The following is a 10,718-nucleotide window of genomic DNA, read 5'->3' as shown; positions in this document are numbered from 1 at the left end:
TCATCCCTCGGTCCCGGCGGATCCCGGCGCCTTCACGGACTCGGCTGTCTCCGCCGTCTCCGCCATCTCCACCGCGTCCGACGTCTCCGATGTCTCCTCGGCCACCCAGGCGTCGATCTGGGAGACGACCTCCTCGTCCAGTGAGAGCTGGCCCGGCGCCCACATCGGGTTCGACAGTCCGCGGTGCGTGCGCTCGCACAGTTCCCAGTCCTCGTAGTTCGCCTTGTCCCACAGCGCGAACACCGCTTCGTGCGAGAAGTCACCGCGCGCGGTCTCGGACGGGTGGAACAGCCAGAAGTGGCGGACAAAACACGTACCTGGGCTCTCCGGCCACACCCACTGCATCATCACGTAGTCGGCGGTGAACCCGAAGAGCAAATTCGGCAGGATGGTGATCCAGTTGATCTTCTGCCGGTCGGCCTCGGGCACCAGCGGCATCGGGGAACGGCCGCTGCGGCCGGTCATGGAGACCGAGTTGTAGCCCTTGCGGATCGACTGCCACGCTCCGACGATGTCGCCCTTGAGGTCATAGGTGCCCGCGTCGTCGAAGTCGGTGATGCGGTGCAGATCCTTGTGCGCGGTGGGAAAGTGCAAGCTCTCGTTGACGTTGTGCGCCACGAGTTTCCAGTTCGAGGCGACCGGATAGTCCTTCGCCTGGACACACTCCAGCTCCGCCAGCTCGTAGACGCGTGCGAACTCGCCGAACTGGCCGAGTGAGGCGTCGAGATCGGGCGCGTCGTCGGAGAAGGCGATGAAGACGACGCCGTACCGGATCTCGGTCCTTATGGGTACGAGACCGTTCTTCTCCTTCTCGAAGAAGTGGTCGAAGTAGGTGCCGTTGAGGCTCTTGAGCCGGCCATTTCGGTCGTACACCCAGCAGTGGTAAAGACACACCACACTCTGCCGCTTGCCGGTCGCCTCCTCCACGAGTTTGTAGCCGCGGTGCCGGCAGTAGTTGTGATAGGCCTGGATGCCGTTGTCACCGTGCATCAGCAGGACCGATCCCGTACCGATGTTGAGCGTGCTGTACGCGCCCTTCTCCTTCAGCCGGGACACATGGTCCACCGGGAGCCAGCGCCGTCCGTAGATACGTGCCATCTCCCGCCGGTGCTGCTCCTCACCGGTGTAGAACTCATGCGACCTGCCGACCCCGCCCGTCTCGAAGTAGGGCCGTTCCTCATCCTGCTCGTCAATGAGATCGAACATGCTGGACGCGCGCGTCATCCCCATGGCTCCCCGCGGTGAAATGGCATCGGGTCGGCGGTGTCAGCGGTGACGGACCACCGGATTGCGTGAGCTGAGCTGAGCTGTCGTGGCAGCTTTCAGCCATGAATCGGCCACGCGATCACCACGCGTGGCGGCGTGGACATCGCGTGGCGACTCCATGGCAATCACATGACGATCGCCCTGTTTCGGCGGATCGGAATCGATGGATCTGAATCCACGGAAGGTAAAGTCCGCGTCCACGGAGGTGAATCCATGGAAGCGAATCGACGGAACGGATGGCAGACGGCGGATCAGGGTTCGTAGATCCGCTTCTCCTCCGGCACACCGGCATCGTCGTAAAGCCGTGTCAGATTCTCCGGCGCGTAGATCTCATGGTCCTCGACACCGCCGGCGATCAGGCCGAGCATTTTGTCGGTCCATTCCTGACTGGCGCTCATGGCGCTCATCGTCGCTTCGAAGAACGGCGGCAGCGGGGTGAGTTCCGCGAGGGTGGTGGTGAAGTTGTAGACGCCTTCGCTCTCCTCGTCGCGCACCTGGTTGTATTCGGCGAGCGCCTCCTCCATCGGGCGCTCCGCGGCGAGTCCCTGGTGGATTCGGCCGGCGAGTATCTCCGCGTGTAGAAACGCGTCAGTGATGCCCCATCCGGTGAACGGATCCTTGTGGTAGCCGGCGTCTCCCACCAGCGCCCAGCCCGGCCCGTACGCGCGGCGGCGGTAGTTGTCCGGGTAGCGCATCGGCCGGAAGGGCTCCTCGCGCGTGCCCTGGTCGCGCAGTTGCGCGCCCAGCTCCGGTACGACGTCGTCGAAGACCGCCTGGAACTGGTTGTCCACGTCCTGGCGGAACTCCTTGAGCCTGCGGCGAGTGCAGATGGTGGCCAGCATGGTGACATCGCCGTTGGTCGGCCAGGTGCCGATCCAGCCCTCGTTGAAGCCGGTCCTGTGGTTCAGGCCCCAGTCGAGCCCGCTGAAGTACGAGTAGTAGATGAAGCCGGCGGCGGGCCGTACGTCGTACAGCTCGGCGCCCACCGCTCTGGCGACGGTGGAGTGGAAGCCGTCCGCGCCCACGACGACGGTCGCCCGGAACTCGCGCTCCGGTCCGTCGCCCTCGCGGCCACGGATGCCCGCGACCCGGCCCTCGGACATGACCACGTCGGAGACGGTGAACCCTTCGATGACCTCGGCGCCGGCCCGGCGGGCGGCGTTCACCAGGATCTCGTCGAGAACGGTCCGGCGCGGGCAGTACACCGCGTCAATTCCGTCGATGGGATCGGCGAACCCGATCAGATCGATTCCCCGGTAGCTGAAATTCATCTTCCGGATCGCGGGAGTCTTCGCTCCGACGACTTCGTCCAGCAATCCCCAGTCCTGAAGTCTGGAGAGCCCCGCTTGATGTATGTAGTGCGTCGAGACCGTATCGCTGGGAAACAGAGAACGGTCAACCATGAGAACTCGGTGGCCTTGGCGGGCCAGAAGCATTGCGACAGGCGATCCGGCGCAGCGCGCGCCGACAACAATGACGTCATACATTGTTCTCTCCCGATGGCCGCACACACTGGCGTGAAGTCGACGTCAAGGAGGCTAGAGAAGAGCCCGGCCAAGAGTCAAGAGCAGGTAAGCGGAGGTTAAAGCTCCCCTTTACCTTGGATATTCGGAAGTAGATCTTCCGTTTCTACTCGCGTCATCGGCTCCGAAGTCGCCATAGGCCGGAGATCAGCAAAAGATCAGCAAGAGATCACTCAGAGAGATCGCGTTTCGGCCGCATTACGTCCGCCGGCCGGTGTGAGTCGGCGTGACCCACCGGGCGTGACCCACCGCGAGCAGACGACAGGCCTCGGCGATGCCGAGACCTGTGTCCACTTCGGCCTGGGTCAGGCCGGTCAGCCCGGTGCCGGTCAGCCCGGTACAGAAGTCACCGGCCTCGGACCGCACGGGCCGTATGTGCCGGTCACCTCATTTCGGTTGCGTGGGCCTCGTTTGCGTGGGCCCGAGCCGGCTCTCCTGTGTGGGCCCGAGCCGGGTCTCCTCCGTGGTGCCGAACCGGCGTTTCCCGCTCTTCATCGCCGCAGCCGCGCACAGCAGACCGAGCAGGAAGGTGAGGGCGCCGATGACGACATTGCTCCAGATGATGCCCTTGTCGGGACCGATGGAGCTGCTCACGACCCATGGAGACACGATCAGCCACACTCCCAGGAGGCACATGGCCCAGCTCAGCCCGTACATCCTGGCCGGCGCCCTGGTGAAGCCGAGTGCCAGCACGACGATCGCGATGCCGATGATCAGGTTGTGGATCGCCAGCGACCGCTGAGTGTTCGAGAAGTGCAGGATCCACGGTGACAGCGCGCAGTACAGACCGACGAGAAACACCGGTCCGTCCACGAGTGCCACATCGCGCCCACCGAGCATGCGCGCGTAACGCTCCTGCATCTCGGGGACATCGGGATGACCGGCAAGGTCCCCCCTCGCATGTGAGACGTCGGCCATACGACTCGCCTCCTTCGTTCGCCGCAAGTCTGACCGCGATGCACGACACCGGGTCGCGCTCAGTCCATTCTGCGCGCTTTGTCGGATTTTGTTAAACGCAAGCGCGCTCACACCCATCGTCACCACCGCTCAGCGGAACGTATACAAAGCCGAACTGCTCAGGCATGCCCACCCAAAGGCACACAGGGCAACTGGACGGTGGCAGTGAGTCGCGTCCGTCACCGGACCTGCACCGCAACTCCGTTGCTTCCAGGATCATTTCGCTGGATCCTTGACCACGGCTGATCGGCCGCGAGCGGAGGAGTGGTCATGTCGTACGTGGGGGAACTGCGGCTCGCGGACGGGACTTCGGTCCCTTTGGAGATCACCGGGACCGAGGACGGCGGGATCTCCAGGGCGGCCCGAGGGAGCGCCGAGGTGCACACGGTGGCCGAGACCTTGCAGGAGGCCCTGGACCGGGTACGGCCCGCGCTCGATGTGATGGTCGAGAAGGTCCGCGAGCTCGCGCGTCCGCCGGACACCGTGGCCGTGGACTTCGGTGTCAAACTCACCGCCGAGGCGGGCGTGGTGGTGGCGAAGGCCGCGACCGAGGCCAATTTCACCGTGCATCTGGAGTGGCACAGCGAAACGCTGACATAGTGTCATGGCCGCGACAGCCGGACCGGAGCGAGTGACAACGAGCGAGTGACAACGGGGTGGAGATGGAGCGCCTGACGCGCATCCCTCTGGACGGTGGTGCCGTCGGGGCGATCGTGGGCCCCGCGATGGTCCGTATCCGCGGCCGTGATGGCACGGTCGCGGGCGCCGGTTTCCTCATCTCCCCCGAGCTGGTGTGCACCTGCGCGCATGTCGTGGCCAAGGCGCTGGGCATATCGGCCAGGAGCGAGGAGGCGCCCGACACGCCCGTACCGCTGGACCTTCCCTTCCTCCAGGAGGAGAACGGTGACACGGTGCCCGGCTCGTCGGCCCAGGTGGTGGCCTGGCGGCCCATCCGGCCGGACGAGCGCGGTGACATCGCGATTCTGCGGCTCCCCGGGCCGGCACCGCGCGGAGCGCATCCGCTGCGGCTGGTGACCACTCCGGATCTGTGGGGCCACACCGCCCAGGTGTTCGGTTTTCCCGGCAAGGCCGACCAGGGCAAGTGGGCCGCGGCGGAGTTCCGGGACGGACAGGCCCTCGGCTGGGTCCAGATGGACGCGCCGGCGGGCGGCGGCGGACGTGTCGCCCAGGGATTCAGCGGATCCCCGGTCTGGGACCGCGATCTGAGTGCCGTCGTCGGGATGACCGTGGCGGTGGAGGACGGCGGTCAGGGAGTCTCCTATCTGATTCCGTCCGAGGTGCTGCGGGAGGAGATCCCCGAGTACTTCGACGGACTCCGGCCGCCATGTCCCTACCGCGGACTGGAGGCGTTCGGTGAGCAGGACGCGGAGGTCTTCCACGGGCGCGGGCGCGAGTCGGCGCGGCTGCTGACCGCCGTCTCGCGCCATCCTGTCGTGGTCGTGGCGGGCCCGTCCGGCAGCGGGAAGTCCTCACTGGTGAACGCCGGGCTGCTGCCCGTACTGCACGCGGACGGAGTCCGTACGGTCACCCTGCGCCCGGTGGCAGGACAGCCGCCACGCCGAATGCTGGCCAACTCCCTGCTGCCGCTGCTCGAACCGGATCTCGGCGAGGTCGAACGTCTCTCGGCGGCCGGGCGGCTGGCCGGTCTGCTCGACGAGCCGGAGGAGCTCGCGAGCCTCGCCGAGCGGCTGCTGGCGACGGCCGGCCGGCTGCTGCTCTTCGTCGACCAGTACGAGGAGTTGGTGGCGGGCGAGGCCGAACAGGCCCGTGAATTCCTGGAGTTGCTCGTCTCGCTCGCGGGCGCGGCCAACTCCGTACGCCAGGACGGCATCCGGGCGGTGCTCACGCTGCGCTCGGCCGCCCTGGACCAGCTTCTGACCGTCGGGACGGCCCAGCTTCTGGAGCATGCGAGTGTGCTCGTGCCGCCCATGGGCCGCGAGCAGCTCCGCGAGGCGGTACGGCTGCCCGCCGAACAGCTGGGCGTCGCCTTCCAGGACGGCCTGGACGAACGCATCGTGCGGGACGCGATCAAGTCGGCCGCTCAGCTTCCGCTGGTCGAGTTCGTACTGACCCGGCTCTGGGACGAGCAGAGCCATGGCCTGCTCACCCATCTCGCCTACGACCGGCTGGGCGGTGTGACGGGCGCCCTGGCCGCGCACGCGGACCAGGTCCACGAGCGGTCCCTGACCGACGGCGACCGGGCGCTGGCCCAGCGGCTGTTCGTCCAGCTCGCCCGGCCGGCGGAGCCGGACACCTTTGTCTCCCGTCCCGCCGAGATCGGCCGACTGGAGCCCGCGCTGGACGCCATCGCCCAGCGTCTCGCCGCGGCGCCCAACCGGCTGGTGGTGATCCGTCAGGACGAGGGACAGCCACGGGTGGCCGCCCTCGCGCACGAGGCCCTGATCCGCGAGTGGAAACCGCTGCGGGAGTGGCTGTCGGCCGACCGCGAGTTCCGGGCCTGGCAGGAAGGACTGCGCTTCGACCTGGGCCGCTGGGCCGGACACGGCCGTGCCTCGGACCAGTTGCCGGCCGGCGAGGAGCTGAGGAGCGCGGAGGCCTGGGCACTGGCCCGCCGCGCCGACATGTCGGCCGAGGAGCTGGCGTACATCAGGGCGGGAACGGAGCGGCGGGAGGCGGAGGAGCGCGAGGCCCGCCGGCGCGCCCGGGCGAAGCGGAACTTCACGATCGGGCTGGCCGTGACGACGGTGCTCGCGCTGGTCGCCTCGGTGCTGTTCCTCGTCCAGAACGGCCAGCTCGACGAGCAGAACAACCGGCTCGACGAGCAGCTCCGCCGGGCCGCGTCCGCCCAGCTCGCCACTGCCGCCGAGCAGATGGACGACACCTCCCTCGTCGCCTCGGCGCTGCTCGACGCCGCCGCCTACCGCACGGCGCCCGAGCCGGCGGCACTGAGCGGGCTGATCGAGCAGTACCAGCGGCTGCGCAATGTCGAACGCGTCGTCCTCGAAGAGCGGGGTGAGGTCGAGGACGTCCTCATGAGTGACGACGGCGAGCGCTTCGCCGTACACCTCGCCCAGGGGGATTTGCTGTCGGTACGTTCGAGGCAGCAGTCGACAGCCCCACTGCGGCTGGCCAAGGGCAATGCCGACAAGCTGGCCATGTCGTCGGACGGGCGCGTGACCGTGCTCTCCACCGGCTTCGGGCAGATCGTCACCAGGGACGAGCACAATCGGCGCGTGGTGCTGCGCTCCACGGCCGACGCGCTCCGCAATCCACGTGGAGCGACCTCACTGCGGTTCGACCGCGACGGGCGCAAAGTCCTCGCGACACTGCCCGGCGAAGGCGTGCTGGTCTGGGACGTGGACGGCGGCAGCCGGATCGGCAAGACGCTGCGCCCGCCGCGAGGATGGCAGATCGCGGAGGCATGGTTCGGCGACGGGAACACCGTCGTCGGCCGTCTCGCCGAGGAGGGCGCGGAGACGGCGGCCGACGGCGGCAGGAACGGGCGGCTGGCCGTGTGGGAGCTGACGACCGGAAAGGCCCGGCCGGCACCGGGCGGTGGCACCGCGACGGCCGGAGCCACCGTCAGCGGCGACGGCACCACTCTCGTACGGTGTACGGCGGACAATGTCCTCCAGGTCTGGGACATCACGGGCACACCTCGGCTGCGCAACCGGTTCACTCCGTACCAGGTCAACGGAGCGTGTCCGCTGACCGTCCCGCGTCTCGACGCCACGGGCCGCTATCTGCTGGCCAATCCCACGCGGTACGGCGGCAGGCTGGGCCACTTCGTCTTTCTGGTGCTGGATCTGCGGACCGGGCTGCGCAGTGTGCTGGACCTCCCGGCGACCGCTCCGGCCGATCCGGCGGTCACCGGCGCCGTACAGCTTCCCGCGGTGGCGTTCGCCGGACCGCCGAGTGCGCTGCGGGCCGCGGTCGGTGTGGGCGGTACGGTCGTACTCGCCCGTGTCCCTCCACCGTCCGAGCTGGAGACGGCGCTGCTCACCGGACTGATGCATCTGGTGGACGCCGACCACCGACGCGTGGTCACGGTGGACGCGAACGGCTTGGGTCTGCGGCTGTGGGATCTCGACTCGCGCAGACAGCTCGCGGCGGTACGGCCCTCACAGGAGCTGCCACGCGGCTATCCGGCCGTCAGCCCGGACGGCACCCGTATGGTCACCGGCACCGCGGACGGCCGTGCCGTCCTGGTCTGGGAGCTGCCCGGTCTGCGCGAGGTCCGCCGGATCGGTCTTCCTGCGCCCGAAGGGATCGATCCGGGCCGGCCCGATCCCCGTACGGCGCTCACTCCGGCGGGTACGGACATCTCGTTCGGGGACGAGGACACGGTCGTGGTCTCGTCCGCCGGAGTCATCTCGCGGTGGAAGCTGTCGAGCGGCGAGCAGACGGGCACGGCGTTCCGGCCGGAGGCCGCCGAGCAGCCCAACCGCTCGGCCGAGGCCTCCGGAACCTGGGGCCTCGCCCGGCCGGGACACGAGCAGGCCGTGGTGAAGACCGCCGGTTCCGATCTCGTGGTCTGGGACTTCGCACGAGGCGAGCGCGTCACCACGATCAACAACGAACGAGGCCTCATCAAACACATCACCTTCGCCCCCGAAGGGCGGCGGCTCGCGGTCGTACGGCGCGGCGGTGAGGTCCAGGTCCGGGACCTGGAGAAGGACGCATGGCTGCCTGTTCTGGCCTACAACGGCGTGGCCTGGCTCGGCGGCTTTCCCTCCTCGCGGGAGCTGCTCACCCAGAGCACCACCAATGAGGCCGTCGTCTGGGACGTGGACAAGGGCAGTGTGCGATACCGCTTCGCTCTGGGATGGGCGCCGATGGGCGACTTCGACGCGGAAGGGAAGACCTACGCCCAGATCGACGGCTCGGACGCCCGGATCGTCCCGCTGGACCCGGAGGTCTGGTTCAAGCGAATGTGCGAGTTCGCGGGCCGCGGTCCGACGGACGGCGAGAGGAATCTGATGCCCGCGGGAAGCCGGCCGGGCGATCTCTGCGGATAGCGGCGTCCGCCCTATCGGGTGAAAGTCATGTCGCGGCGGCTGACGGAAGAGGAGCCGGGACCGATGACCGGGTTTGCCTCCGTGGCCCGGGAATTACGTACCTCCAACGGGTTCGCCGACGGCCCGCACGACGCGCCGGAGAGGAAGCGGTCGCGCCGCGCCGGTGAAAGCGACGCCATGCTGCTTGCCGAGTCCCCACCCCAGGCGTTGACCGGAGGAACGTTGCAGTGACGACGACAGGCACGGAAGAGTCGGCCAAGGCCGAGGACGCCTATGAGAACGAGGTGCCGGTACGGCGCAAGCATCCGGGCAGTGTCATCGTCGGATGGCTGACCACCACCGATCATAAGACGATCGGCACGCTCTATCTGATCACGTCGTTCGGATTCTTCATCATGGGGGGCGTGCTGGCGCTCTTCATGCGCGCCGAACTGGCCCGTCCCGGTATCCAGATCATCTCGCACGAGCAGTTCAACCAGGCGTTCACCATTCACGGCACGATCATGCTGCTGATGTTCGCGACACCGCTGTTCGCCGGATTCACCAACTGGATCATGCCGCTCCAGATCGGCGCGCCCGATGTCGCCTTCCCTCGGCTGAACATCCTGGCGTACTGGCTCTATCTCTTCGGCTCGCTCATCGTGGTGGCGGGATTCCTCACTCCCAACGGCGCGGCGGACTTCGGCTGGTTCGCCTACTCGCCGCTCACCGACGGAGTCCACTCGCCGGGCGTCGGCGGTGACTTGTGGATCATGGGACTGGCCTTCTCCGGCTTCGGTACGATCCTCGGCTCGGTCAACTTCATCACCACGATCATCTGTATGCGCGCGCCCGGCATGACGATGTTCCGGATGCCGATCTTCACCTGGAACGTACTGCTGACCGCCCTGCTGGTGCTGTTCGCCTTTCCCGTGCTGGCCGCCGCGCTGCTCGCCCTGGAGGCGGACCGTAAGTTCGGCGCGCATGTCTTCGACCCGGCCAACGGCGGAGCGCTGCTCTGGCAGCATCTCTTCTGGTTCTTCGGCCATCCGGAGGTCTACATCATCGCCCTGCCGTTCTTCGGCATCGTGACCGAGATCCTGCCCGTCTTCAGCCGTAAGCCGGTCTTCGGCTATATCGGGCTGGTGGGTGCGACCATCTCGATCGCGGGACTGTCCATCACGGTGTGGGCGCACCATATGTTCGTGACCGGCGGTGTGCTGCTGCCGTTCTTCTCCTTCATGTCCTTCCTGATCGCGGTGCCGACCGGAGTGAAGTTCTTCAACTGGATCGGCACCATGTGGCACGGCTCGCTCTCCTTCGAGACACCGATGCTCTGGTCGATCGGCTTCCTGGTCACCTTCCTCTTCGGCGGACTCACCGGTGTCCTGCTGGCGTCGCCGCCAATGGACTTCCATGTCTCCGACTCGTACTTCGTGGTCGCGCACTTCCACTACGTCGTCTTCGGCACCGTGGTGTTCGCGATGTTCGCCGGATTCCACTTCTGGTGGCCGAAGTTCACCGGCAAGATGCTGGACGAGCGGCTCGGGAAGATCACCTTCTGGACGCTCTTCGTCGGCTTCCACGGCACCTTCCTCGTCCAGCACTGGCTGGGCGCCGAGGGCATGCCGCGCCGTTACGCGGACTATCTCGCCTCCGACGGATTCACCATGCTCAACACCGTCTCCTCCATCGCCTCGTTCGTCCTCGGACTGTCGATGCTGCCGTTCTTCTACAACGTCTGGAAGACCGCCAAGTACGGCAAGAAGATCGAGGAGGACGATCCCTGGGGTTACGCGCGCTCCCTGGAGTGGGCGACGTCCTGTCCGCCGCCGCGGCACAACTTCCTCACGCTGCCGAAGATCCGCTCGGAATCGCCGGCGTTCGATCTGCACTACCCGGCCGTCCGGACGCTGGACGAGGCCATGAACCGGCGTGCGGGCTCCACGACCGCGGCGCCCGGCGACGACCAGAGGTGAGAACACAACCAGAG

The 10,718-nt window shown here is 67.3% G+C and carries 7 protein-coding genes and 1 pseudogene; 4 read left to right on the top strand and 4 right to left on the bottom strand.

Annotated features, from left to right (window positions below):
• From ACFV6H_RS31515 to ACFV6H_RS31500, 4 genes and pseudogenes are all read right to left on the bottom strand, one after another.
• Positions 1-1,224, bottom strand: a complete 1,224-nt coding sequence (locus ACFV6H_RS31515; RefSeq protein WP_385549087.1) for an SRPBCC family protein — start codon at positions 1,222-1,224, stop codon at positions 1-3.
• A 42-nt stretch (positions 1,225-1,266) separates the two neighbouring features.
• Positions 1,267-1,467 carry a hypothetical protein gene (locus ACFV6H_RS31510; RefSeq protein WP_385549084.1) on the bottom strand — a complete coding sequence of 67 codons (201 nt, stop codon included), beginning with the start codon at positions 1,465-1,467 and terminating at the stop codon, positions 1,267-1,269.
• Between the two features lie 50 nt (positions 1,468-1,517).
• Complete coding sequence (locus ACFV6H_RS31505) at positions 1,518-2,753, bottom strand: NAD(P)/FAD-dependent oxidoreductase (RefSeq protein ID WP_385549081.1); 1,236 nt, start codon at positions 2,751-2,753, stop codon at positions 1,518-1,520.
• Positions 2,754-3,263: 510 nt separating this feature from the next.
• Positions 3,264-3,707, bottom strand: a pseudogene (locus tag ACFV6H_RS31500) (SPW repeat protein); the annotation flags it as partial.
• Between the two features lie 309 nt (positions 3,708-4,016).
• On the opposite strand from ACFV6H_RS31500, the gene ACFV6H_RS31495 reads away from it, so the two are divergent.
• The 4 genes from ACFV6H_RS31495 to ctaD all read left to right on the top strand — a co-directional run bounded on the left by ACFV6H_RS31495 (position 4,017) and on the right by ctaD (position 10,704).
• Complete coding sequence (locus ACFV6H_RS31495) at positions 4,017-4,346, top strand: CU044_2847 family protein (RefSeq protein WP_385549078.1); 330 nt, start codon at positions 4,017-4,019, stop codon at positions 4,344-4,346.
• A gap of 62 nt (positions 4,347-4,408) precedes the next feature.
• On the top strand, positions 4,409-8,746 hold the full coding sequence (locus ACFV6H_RS31490) for a trypsin-like peptidase domain-containing protein (protein ID WP_385549075.1): 4,338 nt from the start codon (positions 4,409-4,411) through the stop codon (positions 8,744-8,746).
• Positions 8,747-8,809: 63 nt separating this feature from the next.
• Positions 8,810-8,977, top strand: a complete 168-nt coding sequence (locus ACFV6H_RS31485; RefSeq protein ID WP_385549072.1) for a hypothetical protein — start codon at positions 8,810-8,812, stop codon at positions 8,975-8,977.
• Positions 8,974-10,704 carry a cytochrome c oxidase subunit I gene (gene ctaD / locus ACFV6H_RS31480; protein ID WP_384978424.1) on the top strand — a complete coding sequence of 577 codons (1,731 nt, stop codon included), beginning with the start codon at positions 8,974-8,976 and terminating at the stop codon, positions 10,702-10,704. The genes ACFV6H_RS31485 and ctaD overlap by 4 nt, the downstream gene beginning before the upstream one ends.
• Positions 10,705-10,718 lie beyond the last annotated feature (14 nt).

The sequence above is a fragment of the Streptomyces sp. NPDC059743 genome (assembly GCF_042732975.1).
Lineage (GTDB): Bacteria > Actinomycetota > Actinomycetes > Streptomycetales > Streptomycetaceae > Streptomyces.
Note: the sequence above shows the minus strand (reverse complement) of the source record. Positions and strands in the feature narration are given on the sequence as shown.

Coding starts and splice junctions, on each gene's coding strand:
- ACFV6H_RS31515 (WP_385549087.1), bottom strand. CDS start 1,224: ATGACGCGCGCGTCCAGCATGTTCGATCTCATTGACGAGCAGGATGAG.
- ACFV6H_RS31505 (WP_385549081.1), bottom strand. CDS start 2,753: ATGTATGACGTCATTGTTGTCGGCGCGCGCTGCGCCGGATCGCCTGTC.
- ACFV6H_RS31490 (WP_385549075.1), top strand. CDS start 4,409: ATGGAGCGCCTGACGCGCATCCCTCTGGACGGTGGTGCCGTCGGGGCG.
- ACFV6H_RS31485 (WP_385549072.1), top strand. CDS start 8,810: ATGACCGGGTTTGCCTCCGTGGCCCGGGAATTACGTACCTCCAACGGG.
- ACFV6H_RS31495 (WP_385549078.1), top strand. CDS start 4,017: ATGTCGTACGTGGGGGAACTGCGGCTCGCGGACGGGACTTCGGTCCCT.